Raw genomic sequence first — 22,345 nt, 5'->3', positions numbered from 1 at the left:
TCCATCAAATTGAGCAGGACTCACATTCATTGACACCTTGTTCGGTATTATCATCTGTAAACGTTCTAATATAATAAATCGATTTAATGCCCTGATGATAGGCATAATGGCGAAGAATCGTCAGGTCTCGCGTAGTCATTTTATCTGTATCGCCATCTTTCCAATCATAAATTCCTTCAGGAATCGTTGAACGCATAAATAAAGTCATTGCCAAACCTTGATCGACGTGTTCTTGGGCAGCTGCATAAGTATCGATAACTTTTCTTTGGTCGAGATCATAGGCCGAAACATAGTATGGTAGAGTCTCGTTACTCAAGCCGTTGGCAGGATAGAAAACGCGACCGGTCATCCCCTCAGCTCGGGCTTCCACGCGAGAAACAATCGGCTGTAAACTGGCTGTCGTATCGTTTACATAAGAGATCGACCCAGTTGGGGCAACCGCCTGTCGATAAGCGTTATACAAGCCATATTTTGCGACCATTTCTTTCAAACGCTGCCAGTCTTCAATCGTCGGCACGTGATAATCAGAAAAAAGTTTCTTGACTTTATCGGTTTTTGGTCCCCAATCTTTGACCAAGTATTTATCAAAGTATTTGCCGTTGGCGTAATCCGACTTTTCAAACTCGAAGAAAGATTCTCCCCGTTCCTTGGCTATTTGATTAGAAGCAAGCAAGGTGTAGTAGTTAGTCATCAAAAAGAAAGTATTAACAAAATCAAGAGCTACCTCATCACCATAGTAAATTTTGTTCTTAGCCAGGAAGGCCGCTAATCCCATAGCACCGAGACCAATAGCATGTTTTTGACGATTGCCGTTTTGAACAGAAGGGACAACCGAAATATCCGAGCTTTCGGAAACAAAAGTCAGTGCCCGGGTCATTGTCTCAACCGATTTTCCGAAATCGGCTGTATGCATCATATTATCGATATTAATCGAACCTAGATTACAAGATATATCTGCTCCCAATTGAGTATATTCCTGTTCATTATTGATTCGTGAAATCGTCTGGGTTTGCAAAATCTCAGAACACAGATTGGAAGTAACGACTTTACCGTAAACCGGATTGGCACGGTTAACAATATCCAGATTAATCACAAATGGATAGCCCGATTCCTGTTGAAGTTTTGAAATTTCCATTTCCAAATTCCGAGCGTCAACCCACTGCTTTTTAATTTCGTCATTAGCGACCATATTGTCGTATTCTTTTGTTAAATCAACATAATTAAAGGGAACGCCATAAACTTTCTCAACATCAGCTGGTGAAAAAAGAGCCATTTGTTTGCCTTTTTCAGTCAACTCGTAAAATTTATCAGGCACAGTTAGGCCAAGAGAAAGAGTTTTAACACGAATCTTCTCGTCGGCGTTTTCTTTTTTAGTGGAAAGAAAACTCATTACATCGGGGTGGAATACCGACAAATAAGCAACACCAGCACCCTGCCGAGCTCCTGCTTGGCTGCTGTATGTAAAGGCATCCTCCATTAACTTCATAATCGGAACAACACCGCCGGCCATATTGGCCAAGCCCATAACCGAAGCACCGGCTTCACGGACATTGGAAAGATTAATTCCAACACCACCGCCAATTTTAGACAACTGCATCGCCGAATTAATCACTCTTCCAATTGAATTCATATCATCGGTCGTCTGTAACACGAAACAACTTACCAATTCACCACGACGAGCTCTGCCGGCGTTTAAAAAACTCGGCGTAGCCGGTTGAAAACGTTGGTGAATCATTTCGTCGGCAATTCTCATTGCCAATTTCTGATCGCCGTCTGCATAATATAAAGCATTTACAGTGATCCGATCTTCGTAGGATTCGACATAGTAATTTCCGTCGTCAGTCTTAATCGCATATTGAGTATAAAACTTATAGGCCGCCATAAAACTTTGGAATTGGAAATGAACTGCATCCAAAAAATCATATAGTTTTTCAATAAAAGTAAAATCATATTTCTTGACCAGTTGGCTCTCAACAAAATTATTCTTAACCAACCAATCAAAACGCTCTTTCAAAGAAGAAAAACGCAAACGGTTCGGTTCAACATTTTCTTTTAAAAATGCGTCGCGGGCCTCTTTGTCCTTTTCAACCTGAATCGTATTTTGTTTTGGAATATTAACTTCATTGTTTAGATCATAATAATGAACTTTTTCGAGATCGATCTCTTTTAACGGCATTGCAAACTCCTAATTGATTTGATTAAAAAGCACCAGAATAAAATCCGGTGCCAAATTTCCACGAATATTGTTTTAGGCAGCAGCTTTGGCAGCAACCACTTTTTTTAAAGCATCGGGACGAAATCCGGAAAAACTATCAAAACCAGAAATCTTAACAACAGGCGTCTGGCGATGACCTTCAGCTTTCAATTGAGCGATCAGTTCTGGATGTTCGTCAATATTAATCTCTTTAAAATCAATGTTCATTGACGTAAGAAATTTTTTGGTCATTTTGCATTGCACGCAATTATTTTTTGTATAAACCGTAATATCAGCCATCATTCCTCCTTTAATGTTTGTATTTTAGTGACCTTTTTTTCTTTGATGTTATTAATATAAACGCCTTCAAATAAACTTACAAGGGGTATTTTTTGTAAGTAGGCGATTGTTTGCTTGTGAAATCCAGAAGGGGCGCGGATCGAGAAGAAATATTACAATTTGTTATCTTTACCAACTTGCAAAAAATATAAAAATGTTGCAAGCTAGATAGCGTGCAAACGCCTTTAAATCGGCGTTTCCAGACCAATATAAATATTAAGAAAGAATAAAGTTAGGAAATGAACGCTTTTAGGATTTATTCAAAAACCACAGAACGTTATTTCCTTAAAATGAGGTATCTTTCATGAAAAAAGTTCGTGTTTTATATATTTCAATCGAAGGAAATTCACGTAATTTCATGGAGAGAGTCGAAAAATATTCAAAACAAAAAAAAGAACAAAACACGAACAATATTGAAATTGAAGCTGTTGAAGTTAGTGATTCAACCGATTTGGTCGAAGAAGAAAAGCCGTTCTTTATAAATGTTCCAACTTATTTAGAGGGAGGTACCGGAATCGGCCCGGAAATTCATGAAATTTTCACAAACGCCCTTGGCGATTATTTGGACTACCATGACAACTTCAAAAAGCTGATTGGAATTTTTGGTTCCGGGAATCGTAATTTCAACGTGCAATTTGTTTTAACGGCAAAAAGATACGCTTCAAAATACAATAAACCACTCCTTTATACTTATGAATTGTCCGGAATTCAAAAAGATATCGAAAATTTTTATGAGAAAATAGTTGATAACTTACCTAAAGATTATAAATGATTTGATATCTATACTGAAAGCTTGATATAATGGCGTTTAGATTATTTAAGAAAGTAGATATCAAACACCAATAATGGACTCCGACCCCTCAATACTAGTTTCAGTAATTGTTTTATTAATTTCCCTTTTACTAGCCGTTATGTTCACTTTGACAGAATATTCGTTAATTCGTTCACGTCAATCTGCCCTAAGAGCAATTCAAAAAGATCAAAAAAAACCAAGCAAAAAAGTTGATTTAGCCCTGCATATGACTAAGCACCTCAATGAATATCTTTCAACCGCTCAGACAGGAATTACCTTAACTTCGCTGATTATTGGTTGGTTAGGTGAAGATTCTGCTTCTAAATTTTTAGAGAATTCAGGAATTTTTTCATTTCTTGGCGGGCAGACAGAGGATGTTGTCGCTTCGATTGTTGGTATCCTTGTCTTCACTTTTGTTCATGCTGTCTTCACAGATTTGGTACCAAAAAATATTGCCATCGACGAGCCGGTAAAAGTGCTTTTGAATATTGCCCGTCCCGTAAGTTTTTTTCATGTCCTTTTCTTCCCCTTGATTTGGTTATTTGACCGCACAGCCGCCGCCATATCGAATTTACTCGGATTTAAAACAGCCACCGACGAAGATATATACTCGCCAAACGAGATTATCAGCCTAACAAAGATTTCTGCTCAAGCGATAGATTCGGAAGTCGATGAAGAAGATGCCAATTTTATGCAGCGGGCTTTTGAAATGAACGATAAAGTTGCAAGCGATGTCATGGTCGATCGCACATCGATGAGTGTTGTCGATGTTGACGAGACAATTGCTGATGCCCTCCTGCTTTATTTGGAAGAACAATATTCACGTTTTCCCGTTACTGCCGATAACGATAAAGATAAAATAATCGGTTATGCCTACAACTACGACATTGTTCGTCAAGCAAGAATCGATGATAAGGCAAAAATTTCAACAATTATGAGAGATATCGTCTCTGTTCCGGAAAATATGAAGGTTCCGGACGTAATGGAAGAAATGAGCGCCCATCGTGTTCCGATGGCGATTGTAATTGACGAATATGGAGGCACATCGGGAATAATTACAGATAAAGATGTTTATGAAGAATTGTTCGGAAATCTAAGGGATGAGCAAGACGACGAAGACGATGAGATGATCAAGAAACTTGGTGATGATACTTATCAGATTGTTGGAAAGATTTCGCTATATGATTTGGAAGATTTCTTCAATACTAAAATTTCCCAATTCGATGAAGATGATGCCGTTACTTTAGCTGGTTTTATCCAGAATAATTATCCCGAAATGAGAAAGGGCGACACAGTTGCAATTGAAAACGACGATTACAAATTCGAAATAACCGCTAATGATTATGAAGATGCCTACATCAAATTTTTCACGGTTAAGAAAACAGAAAAAGAACATAAAAGTGATGAAGATAAAGAGCATAAAAGCGATGAAGATTCTGAAGAAAAAAATAATGATGAAGAATAATTTTTTTCAATTAAAAAGCACCCTAATAATCTAGGATGCTTTTTTATATAATTTTCAGATCGCCTGTTTTTTGCCCAAAAGAAATACCAGGCCATCCAAAAGAACCAGGGCGACAAAACTGCTCATAAATAGAGCAAAGATCCAACCACGATCCATAAAAATCCCCGCATATAAAGGTCCAATCGATCTGCCGAGGCTAATTGCCGCGCTTACAAATGCCATTCCCTGTCCTTGAAACTGCTCCGGAACGATTTGGGAAACCCAAGTTGTCGTTCCCGGTGAAAAAAGCATCTCACCAATGACAAGAACGATCGTAATAATAACCATTTCCCAAAATTTGTCAGCCCAAATAAGCGGTGGAAAGGTAATTGCAAAGATCATCGTACCGATAGAAACTGATTTTCTTAAAGACCAATTGCTAGTCACTTTTGTCACCCAGTTTTGAAAAACAATAATAACAATCCCGTTAATCGTCCATAAATAACCATATTGTTCAATTGTCATTCCAAGACTTACCATATGAGGGCTCATAACTGTTTCCCAAAATTGGTAGGTTAAATAGGTCATCATTGTCAAAGCGCCAATTGCCAACAGCAAATGTGAATAATGTAAATGCAGTTCCCGCTTATTCTTTGGTATTTCAGCAATTGGGCGGATCTTGATACAAAAAAAGATAATCGCAATTACCAACATCAGCAAATAAAAAATGATTCCAAGAAACATCATTCCCTGAATATTCAATTTATCAAAGATCCAGGTACCAAAAAAAGTCCCGATAACTGTGCCGATATTTAATATAATCGCCATATTCGAGAAGAATTTTTTTGGACTGGCAGCAGCAATATGGCTGCCGTAAGAGTTGATCAAAGTTTGAAACATCCCAATGCCAAAATTTAAAAGCATTAGCCAAATTGCGTAAACCGGCCAATCATGGAAGAAAAACATCATCAACGATCCGAATAAAGCCAAAAATAAAGAAATCAGAAAGCTATGATATGGTCGCCAATGATCAAACATCAAACCGGCTGCCCAAGATGCGACCATCGACACAATCGAACCGAACATTAAAACAATCCCCGTCACAAAAAAAGATTGATGAAGATAATTATGCAGATATAAAGAAGTGACCGGCCAAGTCATTGCAGAGGCTGCGTTACCGATCAAATATTCGAGATAAATATAAAAAGCTTTTAATTTTTTTGGTTTAGGAAAAAAAGGCGGTCTTCGAACAGGCTTTTTATCTTCTACTGGTGTATCCATATATAAAATATAACATTTTCACAAAATCGAATAAATTCTTAGGTTATAATTTTAGTTGTTAAGATTTGGAGTAAATATGGATAATAAACCTACTGAATTACCATTAGTTTTGCTGCTTTTTGGTGGCACAGGAGATCTTGCAAAACGCAAGTTATATCCTTCACTGTTTAATTTATTTAAAAAAGGTTATCTGCAAAAACACTTCGCTGTGATTGGGACTGCTCGTCATCCCTTGGACGACGAAAAATTCCAAGAAGTCGTCCGCCAATCAATTGCTAAAAATGGAACCGAAGGACAAGTTAAAGAATTCGCTGCCCACTTCCGTTACAGCAGCCATGACGTTACCGACTTAAAAGATTATGGCAAATTGAAAAATATGCTGGCCAAACTTGATAAAGAGTTTGATGCCGGCGGTAACCGGATCTTTTATATGTCTGTTGCTCCTCGTTTCTTTGGCCAAATCGCTCAAGCCATCAAATCCGAGGGTCTGATGTCGGATACCGGTTATAACCGATTAATGGTCGAAAAACCTTTTGGAACAAGTTATAAGACGGCCGAAGAACTACAAAATCAACTTGAATCAGGTTTTTCCGATGACCAAATTTTCCGAATTGATCATTACCTTGGTAAAGAAATGGTGCAAAATATTCCTGCTGTTCGTTTCGGTAATCCGATCTTAGACGCCACTTGGAACAAAAACTACATCAAAAACGTCCAAGTAACTTTAGCAGAACAGCTCGGAGTTGAGGAACGTGCTGGATATTACAACACCGCCGGGGCTCTGCTTGATATGATTCAAAACCACGCCTTCCAAATCGTTGGTTGGCTGGCAATGGAAAAACCAAGTTCATTTTCCGATACGGATATTCGAGCAGCTAAAAATACTGTTTTCTCAAAACTGAAAATGTATGACGAACGAGAGGTTGTCGCAAACTTTGTTCGTGGACAATATGGTCGAGGAAGAGAAGTTTGGCAAAAGTCATATACGGAAGAACCCAATGTTCCAGCAGATTCAAAGAACGATACTTATGTTGCTGGTCGTCTTCAATTTGAAAATGATCGTTGGACCGGTGTTCCTTTTTACATCAGAACCGGAAAGCGATTAGCTGCCAAGCAAACGCGAGTCGATATTGTTTATAAAAAATCTTCATTTGATTTTGGAAAATTCAATCAAGACAAACTATCCGAACCGGTTTTGAGTATCTTAATCGATCCGGTTGGGGGAATTAATTTCTCCTTGAATGGCAAAAATGTTACAACCGAATTTGAAACACGTTCCGATTTGTTAAAATGGTCAATTTCCGATCAAGACAAGGTTAAGACACCGGATCCATACGAAAGAATGCTTCACGATGCGATGAATGGCGATGGATCCAACTTCGCTGATTGGAATGGCGTTTCTATCTCCTGGAAATTTGTCGATCAAATTGCCAAGGTTTGGGCTGAAAACAAGGCTCCTTTGGAAATTTACGAATCTGCCACAATGGGTCCAGTTGCCAGTGATCGTTTGTTGGCTGAGACTGGAGATCGTTGGATTTACCGCGGATAATTTTAAAAAATTGAGATTATTTTCAACTCACATTCCTTGTGAGTTTTTTTATAAGTTAAAATGAAACAAATGAAAAAATTCTCAAACTCAAAGAACTCATTAACGGCCATCGGTATTTTATCGATTTCTTTAATTACAACAAGCACCTATGCAATTAACGGAACACTGCCGATGATTCGCAGCGAATTAAATCTGACACAGGCTCAAGTAGAGACTCTGGTCACTGTTCCGAGCTTCGCTTTGGCTTTGTTGGTTTTGTTTTCCAGTTTAATTTCGACAAAAATCGGTGAAAGACTAACAGTCAACATTGGTGTCGGAATTATTGGATTAACAGGAATTATTCCATTTCTAACGGAAAATTATCCCCTGATTCTAATTTCCCGTGTTTTTTTAGGTGCTGGTATTGGCATGATTAATTCATTGGCAGTTTCATTAATTGCTAGCTACTTTAAAGAAAAAACCGCCGCGACCTTATTAGGTTTTAGAGCAAGTATCGAACAGGTAGGCCAAGCTTTCCTCACTTTCATTGCAGGTTTGTTAATGAATATTTCTTGGCAGGCACCTTTTTTGGTTTATTTAATTACGATTCCAATTTTGTTAATGTTCAATTTGTTCGTACCAAAAGAGCATAAAAAAGTTGGTGATGATAAAAACGGAAAAGAAATTGATTCCGAGCAGTCGCTAGATAAAAGAGAAAATTCCAAAATAAGTCCAATTGTCTGGCTTCTGGCTATTTTAATGGCAATCCTGGTTGCCGATTATATCGGCATGCAGGTTCGTTTTGCTCAATTTGCCACGAATATTATTAGCAAAGATTATAATGCCTCTCCATTTATGTCGGTTATGCTGATCATTGCAATGATTGGCGGAATCCTTTTCGGCCGTTTTTATCAATTAATGAAATTCAAATTAATTTATTTTTCTTTAGCTTTGTTCGCAATTTCCAATTTCATAGTGGCAAATTCACACAAAAGTTTACCGGTGCTCATTTTTTGGATTTATTTTAATCGGCTTTCCTTTACAACTAATTTCTCCACTGGCTTTTCATTTGTTGCCTAAATTAGCACCAGGAAATAAGCAAACCTTTGTAACTTCAGTGATTTTAATTGGTTTCAATGTCGGTGTTTTTGTCGAACCATATTTATTTATAATTACTGATAAAATTTTTGGTATTAGAAACAATCTATCATCAATATTCAACTATTTCGCCTGGTTATTTTTAATAATTGCCTGCCTAATCGCAGTAACTCATTTCTTTTTCTCCGCGAATAAAAAAAGAATGCCCAAGCATTCTTAAAATTTTCGACTTATTTATTCCATATTACTGTGGGCAGCTTTGGCAGCATCATTACTCGTGTTATCTCGCCGGCTCAGCATTAAAGTCAGAATATCTAAAGTAATATGCGTTGTCTGATCAAACAGTGTACTTAACAACTGAATGGACTTAACACCATCGCCAGCTTTTGTCGCGCCAGGCACAATTAAAGCCACATCAGAATTTTTCGCTAAAGGAGATTGGGAATTGCTGGTAACAGCAACTATCTCAACACCGTTTTGATGAGCTTTTTCGGTCGGTTCAAGAACACTGCCAGTGGTCCCAGACCCGGAAACACTAACCAAAACATCGCCGGCAGCAATCGAAGGAGTAATTGTTTCACCAATTACGTAAACTGTATAACCAATGTGCATTAAGCGCATCGCGAATCCCTTGGCCATTAAACCTGAACGGCCGGCTCCTAAAACGAATATACGTTTTTCTTTGCTGATAATTTTTTCAACCGCTTGAAGTTGTTTTTCATCGACGTCATCCATTACCGTCGTTATTTCTTGTAAAACTTGATTGACTAATGTCATTTGATAACCTCCATAAATTTTTTCGCCGATTGAACTGGATCATCAGCGCCGGAAATCGCACCGCCAACAATAATAATTTCCGTTAAATTCTGCTTCGAGAGTGCTGCCGCTGATTTAAGATCGATTCCACCAGCAACCGCAATCCTTGAAGCAGAGGGATAGGTCTCATGAAACTTTGCGACTGAATCCGTGGCATCGAAATTAGAACTGGAATCGTGTGAATGATGAAGACCGAAAATAGCCTGATTAAATTTCATCAGAGGGGCAATTTGTTGATTCTTCATTGCCATTAGGTCGATGAACATATCACGATGGAAATCTTGAGAGACCTGATAAGTTTTTTTCAGTGTTGATAAATCCATTGCTCCCATGACGGTTAAAATATCAGCACCGGCTTTATAACCTGATTTGAATTCATAATCACCTTCATCATTTGTTTTGATATCAAACAATATTTCGGCATGATGAAACTCTGATTTCAAATTTTTCAATGCGGCAAAACCAAAATCCTTGATTGCCGAAGTACCAATTTCGACAATGTCGACAATCGGGTCCAATTTCTTTGCCAATTCAATTGTTTCCTGAAGACTTCTTCGATCAATTGCAGCTTGTAGTTTCATTATTTTTCACTAACTCCTTCCTTTGCGTAAAAGTCTGCCAACTTTTTAACGGTTGGATAGCCATCATTATCTCCCGGTGTTTGAACCTGCAAAGCTCCAACAGCATTTCCACGCATAACTGCTGATTTTTGCGATTTGCCTTCCAGAGTAGCTGTAATGTATCCAAGGGCAAACCCATCGCCGGCCCCGACCGTATCAACAACCTTGCCAACTTTAAATCCATTTACATAATAACCGGATTGCCCTTTATTTTTAACATAAGCACCTTGAGGACCAACTTTAACAATTACGGTCTTTGTTTTATCGGCCTGCAGATAAAAATCTGCGATTGTTTCTGGATCCTTGGAACCGATTAAGATTTCTCCCTCGTTGGTTCCCGGCAAAACAACATCGGCAAAAGCAGCCAACTCATTAATTGTTTTAATCATTGTTTTTTCATTCGGCCAAAGCGATGGACGCAAATTAGGATCAAAAGTTGTAAAAATATTTCTCTGATTTAATCGTTCAAACAAATGACGGAAAGAAGTTTGCGCTGTTTTTGAAATCGCTGGAAAAATTCCCGACATGTGGGCGATCTTCACGTCACTTAAATCAACCCGATCGATAATTCCCGAGGATAAATGTGCAGCCGCTGAATTGCGGCGAAAATTAAAGGTCAAAGGGTCGCCGACCGTTACTTTTTCTTTTAACTGAAAAGCCGTCCAGTTATCGTTATCGGAAGAAACATAATCAGCACCAACCTGATTAGATTTAATCTCGTTTTTAACAAAGGTACCGAGAGGATCGTTGCCGACTCTTGAAATATATTGCGTCGAATGTCCAAGACGGGAAACACCGATTGCAACATTTAATTCAGCACCGCCAACAATTTTTTTGAAATTTTCTGCATGAACCAAATCAGCGTCTGCATCAGTAGAAGCAAAAGTAACGATTGGCTCACCAATTGTGATAAATTCACTCATTTTTATTTATCTCCCAAGAAATTGATAGACTAGAAATTCGTTAATAATAGACACAATCCACATGACCGGAATACCGTATTTCAACAACTCTTTTGACTGGACTTTCATATAGCCCAAACCCCAGACGTTCCAAGACTGTGTGATATCAGTCGAGACAGCAAACAAGGTCGCCGTATAAAGCAGCGGAAGCAAAAAGCTGTCTGGGAACAAATGCATACCTGACAAGACAGCCGCTGTTGCCGCACCAGCGCCCCATACCTGTAGTGGCCCTCTAAACAAAGACAGAGGAGCAATAATACCGATCAAAATGCAAATGGCAAGAGTACTATGCGGAAGAATTACCTTAAAAATAGGTTGGAATCTTTCAGCATTCAAACTAGCAGCACCGGAAAACATCGTCAAAATCAGTAAAAACATGATCAGGCCAGCAATATTGCCAATACCTTTTTGAATCGTGTCGTTTATAAATGACATCATCTTTTTGTAGCTGCCCATTTTTCCTGTCAAAAGCATGGCTAGAATCGAAGCGACTACCAAAGAAGGAATCGCATCCCATTTGAAGATAATATTCATTGCCACTGGAACAACCGGAATAGCCCAAGCAATAATCGGTATTTTGGGTACTTCAACTTTCCGATCCGCCGTAGCACCGACTTCCTGCAAATTAGCTTCGGCTTTGCTTGCATCGAATTTATGTGCATGAATAGCTAAGAAGATGATTACTGCCAGCAGTTGAACTAGAGCAGCACAAATACCAAAAATCAAATATTTTCCGCCATAGACCGCCTTAGGGAAAAAGGCCTTCATCTGGTTGAAAAGAACGACGTTAATATACATTGGCGCACCAATTGCTAATGAAAAAGCTGTCAACGCAATAGGGCGCGGTACACCTACCGATAACAAAACCGGTAATAAAATAACACCAATTGCAATTACCGAACCGACCCCGTAAGCACTACTGAAAATCAAAGCGGTAACTAAGACAACCAAAATCGCTGTTACAAGTGGTCTCTTTTTACCAAAACGACCCGTGGCATGCGATATCGTTGGTGCAATACCGGATTCGACCAGAACCTGACCAAACCAGGAACCAAAGATGATATAAACAATTGTCGAGCCGTAATTGGCCACTGGCGTGGCAAAAACATTTACAATCGCTTTTTGATAGGATATTCCACCAATTACGGTCCATAGAAAAGCCATAATGAAAAATCCAAGCATCAGATTTCCACCTTTAAAAATATAAAAGATGAAACCAAAAAAGGTAATTAAGAGCAAACAGACAATCAATGTATTCATTTCACTAACTTGCCCTTCAAAAGCTTTACCTGCGAAGCAATTTTTTCATCAGAATCAATTGAGAATTCAATCGCCGAATCAACATTCTTCGGCAAAATATCGGCAATTTTTTTCCAGTCAAAACGACCATCATCCAAGTCTTCAGTCGTAATTAATTTGTCGCCTGTTCCTTTTACGTTCTTAAAGTGAATATATTCAGTATATGGAGCTAGTTTTTTTGCATTCTCGATGGCATCGCCCTTTGTATAAGCCCAATTACCAAGATTATAAACAAAGGCGATGTTGAGTCCTGCCTGTTGAACCGATTTTAAAAAAGGCAGAATATTTTCGATATGGCCGGATAATTCCGTTTGGTCGTTTTCAACGTCCAGTTGAAGGCCATTTGGAATATTCGAAAAATTTTCCTTCAAATTTCCGTTAAAAGCTGAAAAATTACCAGTGTTAAACTTAGCCCGTTTGGAACCCAGCAGCAGATTTTGTCGATAGTATTCAGGAAGTTGCTTATTTAAACCGCCATTATCCTCGAACAATTCATCTGGAATACTCAGACTAATCTGCAGATTCAATTTCTTCGCTCTTTCTTTAATTAAAGGTGCTTCAGCATCAAAGTCTTTGAAGTATTCATATCTGGCCTCAACTCCGTCAGCACCGGCCTGCTTGATTTCATCGAGTAAATCAATTTGTTTTTCACCATTTTTAATGCGATCGGCAAAAATTAGTGTGTTTAAAAAAATAGCCATTATTTTCTCCTTAGTATTTATTTAATTGAGCTATTCTTGTTAATAATTCATTAAAACTAAGATCCGAGAATTTTTTATCTTCTCTACTCCCGAAATTCTTCGATTCGTTCTTATCAAAGTCCTGAACCAGATAATAGGCTGTCAAATAAGCCAGCATTTGTTCCTTGGCCTTGTCAACATATTCGCTGACCGGAACATTTCCCTCGGCAACTGTTTTACTAAAACTCAAGGCAAACTTCTCTGGATCAATAAAAGTTCTTTCCGTCATCTTTTCACCTCAATCTAGGAATTTGGCAAATCCATTTTCGCCAACTTTTTTATGGGTAAACGCTTACCCATTTCCAAAAAAATAATTCTATCACTTATTTAAAAATATAGGAAATCGTTTACCCAAAATGAGCGGGCACGATAAATTTTTCGCCTTGAGAAGTTGCAGACTTATCTGATATCTGATTGGCAATAATTTCCGCCGCAGTGGCGCCCAATAGAAACGGATCCTGCTTGATCATTTTAAAATCCGGCAAGAGTCCCTTGACAATTTGGGTATCCGAAAAAGCCGTGATTGACAAGTCTTTGTTTCTTAAAATACCTTCTTGTAAAAAAAAGGAAAAGAAATTCAATAATAAGCGCTCTTTTAAGAAGAAAAAAAGTGTCTTTTCACCCTTTACCTGATTTTTTTTAAGTAAATTTGAAACTTTTTCATAATTTTTCTTTAGAAAAGGACGGTCGTTATCAATCTCAATTAACTGGACATTTGGGTAAACCGTTTGAATTCCCTTTAAGCGTTCCTGACGGGTGGAAATTCCAGTAACCGGTTCGGAGATGACAATTATTTTTGTGAAACTGTTTTTATAGAAATAAAGGCTTGCTTCTCTGGCTGCTTGAAAATTATTAGTCTGAACAGAATCCCAACTATCATCATGAAGATCCCGATCCAAAATAACCGTTTTGATCGGACGTCTCACAAGTTCCTTAACGAATTGTGATTTATCCGTCAGAGGCTGAAGAATCATGCCGTCAAAGGTCTGCTGATTAATAAATTTTAAATTTTGTTTTTCTCGATTTAACCTGGAATTAGAATCAAAAAGAACTGCATTTAAATGGTGCTGTTCCAAAACCGAACTGGCTCCCTTAAAAAATTCAGTAGAAAAATAATCGTCAATATCTGCTGCGACGACAGCCACAATTCCACTATTTTTCGTTACCAGTTGACGCGCAGAAGCATTGGAAACATAATTTGTTTCCTGAATTATTTTGGCAATCCGATCAGCTGTCTTTTTAGACATTCTATTTAATTGCCCATTCAAAAAGCGAGAGACAGTTGCAATCGAAACTCCCGCCATTTTTGCTACGTCATGAATTGTTATTTGATCGCTAATATTTATCCAATCGTTACACTTATTACATTTTAAGTTTAAAGTAATTTTTTAGTCTCGGATAGACATTTTGAAAAAGCGGGAATTTCCTGTTAAAACAAACAGTTGGCATCTTGCTGCAACGCAAGAATTGATAAGAAAGATATTGATTTATAGCCATAAGTAACAGAAACTCGCCTGCTTTTTTTATATGATGTTAAATATGAGTAACCATAAGAAAAGTCAAGCAAGAAATATTACATTAATCGGGGTTGTCGCGGCCTTATATATATTGGTCGGCATGATCCCTCCTTTCAACTTACGCGGTGGAGCAGTTCAAATTCGCCCCGGAGAGGGGTTTAACAACCTTGCTATTTTTAATAAACGTTATATTATTGCGCAAACAATCGGGGTATTTATTTTTAACCTGTTTTTCGGTCTTGGTATTATCGATGCAATCGTAGGAGGTTTGCAAACATTGGTAATGACCTGGGTCGTTTACACGGTTACCCAAAAAATAAAAAATGTGCCATTAAAATTCGTGGCCTCAACTTTGATCGTAAGTTTATTCATGTTCTGGATTGCTGCTGAGTTAGTTATTTTCTTTCCTAAATCCGCCGATGGGAGTTTCTGGGCAACTTACGGTATGCTTTTCATTAGTGAATTAGCTTCAATGATCGTCGGTTCAATTGTTATCTATGCTGTTTCCAAAACTATTAATTTAACAAAATGATAGGATAATTAGAATATGAAATTTACAGCTGCTTTACATAGGATTATCATTGGGAAAAAAGAAGTTGATGAAACGAGCAATCCCAAAACGAAAGAAAATCCTCGCGAAGAAATAAAGAACCCAGTTGTTGATGAAAAGGAAAGTTCACCAATATCAATTAATCATGTGGATAGTGATGAACAGGCAATCGATAGTTTTACCTTCGGTCGAGCCCCTCAACAAGCTCAACAAGCTCAACAAGCTCAACAAGCTCAACAAGCTCAACAAGCNCTCAACAAGCTCAACAAGCTCAACAAGCTCAACAAGCTCAACAAGCTCAACAAGCCGAGGATAACTTTTCCCTTACCAAAAAAACTACTTCAACAGATAATTTTAAAGAAATCGATAACACTACAAACGATTCTGAAGTTCCAGATTCCTTATCAGAGCTAGCCGAACAATTTTCTAATCTAGACTCGAACCAAAAAAAAATGGTCGAAAGTTTAGCCAATAAGCTAAAAGAGTCAACTGACCTTGGATCTGAAACTTTTTCCTCGACACCAGTTGCGCCAAGAGAAAGTTTTTCCGAAATCCCCTCTTTTGAAAAAACATCTTCTGCTGCGACCGAACCGGAAAATAATCTTTTTGAAACACCTTCATCGAAAATTCCTTCATCGGCAACAAGGTCGCCTGTGATACCTTCTTTTTCAGCTCCTTCATCGGAAGCATCTTCATTTGCGCCTGCTCCATCTACCTCAGAGTCCTCTGAAGTTCCGTCCTCCGAAGCTGCTTTGCCAAAGATTGATAAACAATCATTTTTTAAAAGCAGCCAAGCCCCTTCAAGCCAATCAAACGAAATAAACGCTGATGAAACGAGCAAAAATAATACTTCAGTTCAAGCTTCCCACATCCCCGAAATACTTACCGACGATAATTTAACTGAAAACCCTGATAACGAACCAATTAAAATTAAAAAGCAGTTACCGGACTCAGTCGCGCAAATGTTCGCACGCTTTGCCAGCCAGAATGCTTCACTGGAGGCTAACGAAAGCCTTTATGCCGAACAAATCGCAAGTAAAGGGAAACAAGCTCCCGCGACAGATGAAAAAATCGACGAAGTTCGACTTAGGGTACTTAATTCAATCGAGAATCCAAATTCAATTCAGCAAATCAGCAATTCGATTGTCGACATCTTCGCTACTAATACTAAGTAAACTTAAACAAATAAAAAAACTCGCTAACTACTAAGCACTTAGCGAGTTTTTTTAATTACTTGGAAAGTAATTCTTTGTTCGTGAATTTCAAATTCTCATCGAAATCGTAAATAATCGGTTGGCCATTGGCGATTTCAAGACCCATAATGTCGGCATCGGAAATATTTTCAATATACTTGGAAAGAGCACGAAGCGAATTTCCGTGGGCGGCAATAATTACATTCTTGCCGGCGCGAAGATCCGGAGCAATTTTGTCTTCCCAAAAAGGCATAACTCGTTCCAAAGTAACTTTCAAATTCTCGCCAAGCGGCAATGTCTTTGGATCAAGCTCGGCATAACGACGATCCAAGGCCGGATAGGTTTTGCCATTAACAGTGATCGATTTTTGAATTTCATCTTGCAAAGGCGGCAAAGTATCATAAGAACGACGCCAGATATGGACTTGTTCGTCACCCCACTTTTCAGCAGAAGCTTTTTTATTTAATCCTTGCAAAGCTCCATAATGGCGCTCGTTTAATCTCCAAGATTTCTCTTCTGGGATCCAAAGCTGATCGATTTCTTCAAGAGCGATGTGCAAAGTCTGAATTGCCCGTGTCAAAACCGAGGTGTATGCCTGATCAAATTGAATTCCTTTCTCAGCAAGCAATTCACCGGCTTCTTTTGCCTGGCGGATTCCTTCTTCAGATAATTTTGTGTCAACCCAGCCGTTGAATAGATTCAAAGCGTTCCATTCAGATTGGCCGTGGCGAATAAATACTAATTTAGCCATTTTTTCCTCCGAGATTCCTTATTTATCATATCGCAAACAACTCAGGTTTCACCAGACTAATGAATTAGCCAACGCCAGTATCTAATGATCCAATCGTTGGTAACTTTCGTTGATTTGGTTGCTTGAAGTTTTATCTTTTCAGGTCCTTTGACCCCATATAAATAATTGAAATTTTTAAAATTATTAATCCTGCCATAGAAAACCTGTCCGCTTTTAATTTCCGACAGCTTTTTATCATAAGGGAATGGATCGGCGGATACAGCTTTAGATCCTTTTTGCAGCCAAAAAACAAGTTTTGAGGCCGTTTTCAGTGGTACTTGGTATAATTCTGTTTTTTGCAAAGTAAGCTTATCAGCACCGGTAATTGAGCTTCCTTTTTTTAAAACAACATTTCGGCCTTCTTTTGCCGCCTGCTGAACTATTTTGGCTGTCAAATTCCAGGTTGGCAGAGGATCATCATAGCTCGAGCCATTCATGACAATTGATAAATACTGTTGATTATTACCAAGTTTATCCGTCAATCCAAGCATAACTGAGCCGGCTTTTTTAGACGCCCCATTCTTAGCAGCAATAAATTTCATTTTCATTTTGCTGATTTCACTATTAAAAGTGTTCAAGGTAGTGGCAGATTTAAAAGAAGTTTTTTTATTCGAATCATAGAAATTTAGTTCCGGCTGCTGAATAATTTTGATAACTTCCGGATAATCAGTGAATAATCGATAGGCAATTGTTGCTAAAGCCTTTGAGGAAGCGAGATTTTCAGCCTGATCAGAAACACCTTTGAGTTTTCCACTACCCAAATATGAATTTGAAATGCCGACCGCATTGTAAAATTTAAACTCGGATTTAGGAATGCCGAAGGATGCTGCTGTTTTATTCATCAGTTCGGCAAATTTTGTCTGATTCCCGGAGACTGCATCCCCGAGTAATATTCCGGTTGCATTGGTTGAAATCAATAAAGTCGAATTCATTAACTGTCGGATCGTATAAGAACCGTTTTTGTATAAAGTGACATTCATCAAATCGGGATTTTTTGAAAGTTGATAGATTTCCTGATTTGCTTTGATTTTTTTATTCCAGGATAGTTTCCCTTCGTGAATTGCTTTTAAAACTAAATAAGCGGTTAAAAGTTTGCTTGTCGAAGCAATTGCCAGTTTTTTATTCGGATTTTTCTCAGCAATGACTTGACCACTCTTAAAATTAACAACCAACGCGGAAGCAGCCTTCGTTTTGAGCTGAATCGGGCGACCGTCAATAGTCGGTAATTTAATTCGCGTAGCTTTGTTGTTTACAAAAACAGCAATCAAAAAGGAAACAAGCAGAAAGAGCAATGCAAAAATTATTAAAAAGTTGAAAGGCCGAAATTGTTTTCTAATCACGAGGCATCCCCAAAGATGCGTCTAAGGGCAACTCGATTATGAAACTTGTCAGTTGGGTATTTGATTCAACTCGAATAGCTCCATGATGCTGTTTAACGATACCTTGAGAAATTGCCAATCCAAGTCCGGTTCCTGAAATATCCTTATTTCCGGATTGATCTACCCGGTAGAAACGATCAAATAATTTATTCAGGCTGGATTTTGGAATCTGTTCCCCATCATTTTGAACCCTAATCTCGACTCGATCATCTTTTTTAACAGCCGTCAATTTGATAAATGTCATCGCCGACTTTCCGTATTTAAAGGCATTATTAATCAGGTTCATAAATAAACGAGCTAATTTTTCCGGATCAGCGACAATTTTTATTTGACCGGGATTAGTTAAACTGGACATCGTAATATTGTGTTTATGAGCATCGAGGCTGAATTGAACTATCAGTTGATCGAAAAATTCGGAAATCTCCATCGGTTGAAAATTCATGTTTTCCCCATTTGTTTGTGTCTGCGAATAAGAAAAAAGATCTTCAACCATCGACACTAGTTGTTGAGCTTTGGAATAAGCCGTCGAGACATGTTTTCGCATTTGTTCTTCCGGCAATTTGGGGTTGGATTCAATCAAACCCAAATAACCAATAATTGATGTTAAAGGTGTTCTTAAATCATGAGAAACATTTGTAACCAGCTCCTGCTGTTTTTTTTCGTTGTCCAATTCGGTGTCTAATATTTCCTGTTTTGCCTGCGTCATTTGATTGATTTGCGAAACAAGATTAGTAACCATTGGGTCAATCGAAGTCATTTTTATTTGATCGTTATCATTCGTATTATTAATTCTTGTAATTTCGTTGGATAGACGTTTTAACTGCAGTTGTTGATACTCGCGCAACAAAAGAAAAATCCACAAAACAATCCCTATCAATAGAATGGCGACAAAACCCCACCATTGCTGATTCTTAAAAGTAAAATTGTGACTGTTGAAGGTGATCCGTGCCAAGGAGTAAAAACCACCGCGGCTAATTCGAAAATTTCCGGAAAGAATAGCCGTGAAGAATGAGAAAACCGACCAATCCAAAAAAAGCAGCACGATTGCCGCAGCTGCTCCATAAAAACTAAGATGTAAAATTTCTTTCGCTGTTAACTTCACTAGTTGATTTCCACTTTATAGCCAACACCCCAGACGGTTTGAATAACTTCATCGCCGTTGGTGGCTTCTTTTATTTTGTCGCGTAGATGAGAAACATGAACCATAACTGTCTTGGCCGAAACAACCGATTCCGTTTGCCAAACTCTTTCAAAAATTTCATCGGCCGAAAAAACCCGATTCGGATGGCTAGCCAATAAATACAAAATTCCAAATTCCAAGGCGGTCAACTGAACGATTTCACCATCGGATGTCTTGACTTCGTGGGAATCTTTATTAATTGTCAGGGCACCGGCATCGATAACTTCCGGTATTTCATCTTTAACTTCATTTGAAGAACGCCGAAGCAGCGAACGAACCCGGGCCATTACTTCCAAAGGATTAAAAGGTTTGGTTACATAATCATCAGCTCCGGTAATTAAGCCTTGAATTTTATCCATATCACCAGTTTTAGCCGAAACAATCAAAATCGGAATATTCGTGTCTTTCCGAACAGCTTTAACGACATCAAAACCATTCATTCCCGGCATCATTACATCAAGAATCATTAAAGCGATATCAGGATTAGTATTCAATCTTGAAAGAGCTTCTTCGCCAGAATAAGCCAAGACCGGTTCATTCCCTTCATTACGAATATAAATCTCTAGTAACTCAGCGATTTCTTTGTCATCGTCAACAACAAGAATTTTCGTCATTATCTTTTACCCTTTGCTTTCTTAATCTTTGGATATTTCTGGCGATACTGCACACTGGAATTGGTTGCCAAACTTCCAATAATCAAAATTCCTCTTGGCAAAGAAGATTTTTTATTCCAAAAGTAATATGAAACACCTGCAACAACTGCAATCGCAAATAGCCAAAGCGAATTCAAAACTGGATTAAATTTAACTGGGATTAACGAAGTAACGCCGGTAAAGAGAACCAGCCAGCTGACCAGAATAAGCAGCGAATAAAGCAAACGCTGCCAAATCGGAATCCGCTCTTTTTTGCTCGGATCCGGCGTTAAAATTCGCAGGACAAAGACGTAAGCCGCTCCCGATATGAGAGAAAAGAGAAAAATCGTGATCAAACCGATACTCTGCGATTGTTTGCTGCTGCCGATTGCTCCGGTAATCGCATATAGAGCCGAGAACATAATCAGTAAGGTCCAGGATGTATCAATAAATTCGATTCCAAAACCATAATCGAAAAGTTGTTGAGTAATTCTTGGACGAGCCGCTGTACTGGCCGGATTATTCACCTTATGCCCCTGTTGAGCCAATTTCCTTCGCCGATTGGCTGCCCCTTTTGGATCGATTAAATCCTGATAAAATTCACTTGGCGTACCAAAAAGCTGCCGGGCTGTTTTCCCGGTTTTTTGACCAGCCAAAAGTTTTTCTCTGACTGTAATTAAAGTTGAATTTGTTTTCTCATCATTAAAACTTTTGGAATTATTCAAAAGTTTCGTTAAATGAAAAATAAATTCCTGATTTCGCTTAGAAAGTTCGGAATTTGTCATTAAGCCTCCGTGTAAAATTATACTAAAAAGGCGAACAAATTCTTAAGATTGCTCGATCAATATCAAAAAACAATTAGACATTGAAACGGAAATTGATGATATCGCCATCCTGAACAAGATATTCTTTGCCTTCCGAGCGAAGTTTGCCAGCAGCTTTAACAGCTGCAACCGAACCTAGTTTATCCAAATCAGGAAAACTAATTGTTTCAGCTCGAATAAAGCCACGTTCAAAATCGGAATGGATAATTCCAGCAACTTGTGGTGCCTTCATCCCACTCTTAAAGGTCCAGGCCCGAGTTTCTTTGCCGCCGGCAGTAAAAAATGTTCTCAATCCAAGCAAGTGATAGGCAGCACGAATTAATTTATTCAAACCGGGTTCGCTTACACCGGCCATTTCCAAGAAATCAGCTTTATCAGCTTGATCCATTTCCGAAATCTCTTCCTCGGTTTTAGCAGCCAAACCGATCACTTCGGCACCATCTTTGGCAGCATAATCGGAAATTGCTTGATAAAACTGCGATGAGGCCGGATCAGCCATGTCGCCTTCAGAAATATTGGCAACATACAGCATTGGTTTATCGGTCAAAAAGAAAAGGTTATGAACAATCTTTTTCTCCTCTTCGTCAAACTGCAAACTTCTAACCGGTTTCCCGGCTTCCAAAACCGGCTTTATTTTTTTTAAAACGTTGTATTCGGCAATCGCAGCTTTGTCTTTGGAATTAACCGCCGCTTTTTCAATTTTCGAGTAACGCTTATCAATCTGTTCCATATCGGCAATGATTAATTCGGTATTGATCGTCTCAATATCGGCAATTGGATCGACTTTGCCGGTAACGTGGGTAATTTCTGAATCTTCAAAAGCCCGCACAACCTCGATAATTGCATCGGTCTGACGAATGTTCTCCAAAAATTTGTTTCCCAAACCTTCGCCCTTTGAAGCACCTTTGACAATCCCGGCAATATCGGTAAATTCAAAAGTAGTTGGGACAACCTTATCGGCTGGTTCTATTTCCTGGATCCGTGCAAGCCTGGAGTCCGGCACTTCAACAACACCGACATTCGGCTCAATTGTTGCGAATGGATAATTGGCCATCTCGGCTCCGGCTTTTGTGATTGCATTGAATAATGTTGATTTGCCGACATTTGGTAAGCCGACAATTCCTGCAGTTAATGACATATTTACTCCTAATTCCTTATTAATTCTA

General features: G+C 38.5%; 21 protein-coding genes and 1 pseudogene. 6 read left to right on the top strand and 16 right to left on the bottom strand.

Annotated elements, in window-relative coordinates; all coding sequences use genetic code 11:
• Positions 1–4: 4 nt before the first annotated feature.
• Positions 5–2,176 carry a class 1b ribonucleoside-diphosphate reductase subunit alpha gene (gene nrdE / locus A3G9_RS0103840; protein WP_002818052.1) on the bottom strand — a complete coding sequence of 724 codons (2,172 nt, stop codon included), beginning with the start codon at positions 2,174–2,176 and terminating at the stop codon, positions 5–7.
• Between the two features lie 72 nt (positions 2,177–2,248).
• Positions 2,249–2,494: a glutaredoxin-like protein NrdH gene (gene nrdH, locus A3G9_RS0103835; RefSeq protein WP_002818049.1), complete on the bottom strand. Its 246-nt coding sequence runs from the start codon at positions 2,492–2,494 to the stop codon at positions 2,249–2,251.
• 343 nt (positions 2,495–2,837) lie between these two features.
• On the opposite strand from nrdH, the gene A3G9_RS0103830 reads away from it, so the two are divergent.
• Both A3G9_RS0103830 and A3G9_RS0103825 read left to right on the top strand, forming a co-directional pair.
• Positions 2,838–3,305, top strand: coding sequence for a class Ib ribonucleoside-diphosphate reductase assembly flavoprotein NrdI (locus A3G9_RS0103830; protein ID WP_002816666.1), 468 nt, complete (start codon positions 2,838–2,840; stop codon positions 3,303–3,305).
• 73 nt (positions 3,306–3,378) lie between these two features.
• Complete coding sequence (locus A3G9_RS0103825; protein WP_018025238.1) at positions 3,379–4,791, top strand: hemolysin family protein; 1,413 nt, start codon at positions 3,379–3,381, stop codon at positions 4,789–4,791.
• A gap of 54 nt (positions 4,792–4,845) precedes the next feature.
• Here A3G9_RS0103825 and A3G9_RS0103820 read toward each other — a convergent pair whose 3' ends face one another.
• Positions 4,846–6,051: an MFS transporter gene (locus A3G9_RS0103820; protein ID WP_002821246.1), complete on the bottom strand. Its 1,206-nt coding sequence runs from the start codon at positions 6,049–6,051 to the stop codon at positions 4,846–4,848.
• A 76-nt stretch (positions 6,052–6,127) separates the two neighbouring features.
• Between A3G9_RS0103820 and zwf the strand changes: the two genes are divergently transcribed.
• Together zwf and A3G9_RS0103810 are read left to right on the top strand one after the other, a co-directional pair.
• Positions 6,128–7,600, top strand: coding sequence for a glucose-6-phosphate dehydrogenase (gene zwf / locus A3G9_RS0103815; protein ID WP_002821245.1), 1,473 nt, complete (start codon positions 6,128–6,130; stop codon positions 7,598–7,600).
• Positions 7,601–7,669: 69 nt separating this feature from the next.
• Complete coding sequence (locus A3G9_RS0103810) at positions 7,670–8,659, top strand: MFS transporter (protein WP_236608163.1); 990 nt, start codon at positions 7,670–7,672, stop codon at positions 8,657–8,659.
• A gap of 252 nt (positions 8,660–8,911) precedes the next feature.
• On the opposite strand, the gene hxlB is transcribed toward A3G9_RS0103810, so the two are convergent.
• The 7 genes from hxlB to A3G9_RS0103770 all read right to left on the bottom strand — a co-directional run bounded on the left by hxlB (position 8,912) and on the right by A3G9_RS0103770 (position 14,454).
• Positions 8,912–9,454 (bottom strand): 6-phospho-3-hexuloisomerase, encoded by a 543-nt coding sequence (hxlB, locus tag A3G9_RS0103800; protein WP_002818042.1) that lies wholly within the window; start codon positions 9,452–9,454, stop codon positions 8,912–8,914.
• The gene (locus tag A3G9_RS0103795) at positions 9,451–10,074 is read right to left on the bottom strand and encodes an orotidine 5'-phosphate decarboxylase / HUMPS family protein (RefSeq protein ID WP_002818041.1); all 624 of its coding nucleotides are present in this window, start codon (positions 10,072–10,074) and stop codon (positions 9,451–9,453) included. Before A3G9_RS0103795 ends, hxlB begins: the two co-directional genes overlap by 4 nt.
• Positions 10,074–11,036 (bottom strand): sugar kinase, encoded by a 963-nt coding sequence (locus A3G9_RS0103790; protein WP_002818040.1) that lies wholly within the window; start codon positions 11,034–11,036, stop codon positions 10,074–10,076. Before A3G9_RS0103790 ends, A3G9_RS0103795 begins: the two co-directional genes overlap by 1 nt.
• Before the next feature lie 6 nt (positions 11,037–11,042).
• Positions 11,043–12,335, bottom strand: a complete 1,293-nt coding sequence (locus A3G9_RS0103785; RefSeq protein WP_002821242.1) for a hypothetical protein — start codon at positions 12,333–12,335, stop codon at positions 11,043–11,045.
• Positions 12,332–13,075 (bottom strand): sugar phosphate isomerase/epimerase family protein, encoded by a 744-nt coding sequence (locus A3G9_RS0103780; RefSeq protein WP_002821241.1) that lies wholly within the window; start codon positions 13,073–13,075, stop codon positions 12,332–12,334. The genes A3G9_RS0103785 and A3G9_RS0103780 overlap by 4 nt, the downstream gene beginning before the upstream one ends.
• A 10-nt stretch (positions 13,076–13,085) precedes the next feature.
• Positions 13,086–13,343, bottom strand: a complete 258-nt coding sequence (locus A3G9_RS0103775; RefSeq protein ID WP_002816657.1) for a hypothetical protein — start codon at positions 13,341–13,343, stop codon at positions 13,086–13,088.
• Positions 13,344–13,461: 118 nt separating this feature from the next.
• Complete coding sequence (locus tag A3G9_RS0103770; RefSeq protein ID WP_075703296.1) at positions 13,462–14,454, bottom strand: LacI family DNA-binding transcriptional regulator; 993 nt, start codon at positions 14,452–14,454, stop codon at positions 13,462–13,464.
• A gap of 199 nt (positions 14,455–14,653) precedes the next feature.
• On the opposite strand from A3G9_RS0103770, the gene A3G9_RS0103765 reads away from it, so the two are divergent.
• Both A3G9_RS0103765 and A3G9_RS1000000110675 read left to right on the top strand, forming a co-directional pair.
• A complete protein-coding gene (locus A3G9_RS0103765) occupies positions 14,654–15,163 on the top strand; it encodes a QueT transporter family protein (protein ID WP_002818036.1) in 510 nt (169 codons plus the stop codon).
• A gap of 15 nt (positions 15,164–15,178) precedes the next feature.
• Positions 15,179–16,356: pseudogene (locus tag A3G9_RS1000000110675) on the top strand (hypothetical protein).
• 55 nt (positions 16,357–16,411) lie between these two features.
• Here A3G9_RS1000000110675 and gpmA read toward each other — a convergent pair.
• The 6 genes from gpmA to ychF all read right to left on the bottom strand — a co-directional run bounded on the left by gpmA (position 16,412) and on the right by ychF (position 22,317).
• Positions 16,412–17,125 (bottom strand): 2,3-diphosphoglycerate-dependent phosphoglycerate mutase, encoded by a 714-nt coding sequence (gene gpmA, locus A3G9_RS0103755; protein ID WP_002816653.1) that lies wholly within the window; start codon positions 17,123–17,125, stop codon positions 16,412–16,414.
• 56 nt (positions 17,126–17,181) lie between these two features.
• On the bottom strand, positions 17,182–18,504 hold the full coding sequence (locus tag A3G9_RS0103750) for a D-alanyl-D-alanine carboxypeptidase family protein (protein WP_002818034.1): 1,323 nt from the start codon (positions 18,502–18,504) through the stop codon (positions 17,182–17,184).
• Positions 18,497–19,645 carry a sensor histidine kinase gene (locus A3G9_RS0103745; protein ID WP_002818033.1) on the bottom strand — a complete coding sequence of 383 codons (1,149 nt, stop codon included), beginning with the start codon at positions 19,643–19,645 and terminating at the stop codon, positions 18,497–18,499. The genes A3G9_RS0103750 and A3G9_RS0103745 overlap by 8 nt, the downstream gene beginning before the upstream one ends.
• Positions 19,645–20,337 carry a response regulator transcription factor gene (locus A3G9_RS0103740; protein ID WP_002816652.1) on the bottom strand — a complete coding sequence of 231 codons (693 nt, stop codon included), beginning with the start codon at positions 20,335–20,337 and terminating at the stop codon, positions 19,645–19,647. Before A3G9_RS0103740 ends, A3G9_RS0103745 begins: the two co-directional genes overlap by 1 nt.
• Positions 20,337–21,140 carry a DUF1129 domain-containing protein gene (locus tag A3G9_RS0103735; RefSeq protein WP_002816651.1) on the bottom strand — a complete coding sequence of 268 codons (804 nt, stop codon included), beginning with the start codon at positions 21,138–21,140 and terminating at the stop codon, positions 20,337–20,339. Before A3G9_RS0103735 ends, A3G9_RS0103740 begins: the two co-directional genes overlap by 1 nt.
• A gap of 73 nt (positions 21,141–21,213) precedes the next feature.
• Positions 21,214–22,317 carry a redox-regulated ATPase YchF gene (ychF, locus tag A3G9_RS0103730; RefSeq protein ID WP_002816650.1) on the bottom strand — a complete coding sequence of 368 codons (1,104 nt, stop codon included), beginning with the start codon at positions 22,315–22,317 and terminating at the stop codon, positions 21,214–21,216.
• Positions 22,318–22,345 lie beyond the last annotated feature (28 nt).

This window comes from Oenococcus oeni DSM 20252 = AWRIB129 (genome assembly GCF_000372485.1).
GTDB lineage: Bacteria > Bacillota > Bacilli > Lactobacillales > Lactobacillaceae > Oenococcus > Oenococcus oeni.
This window is presented reverse-complemented; position numbering and strand designations above follow the sequence as displayed.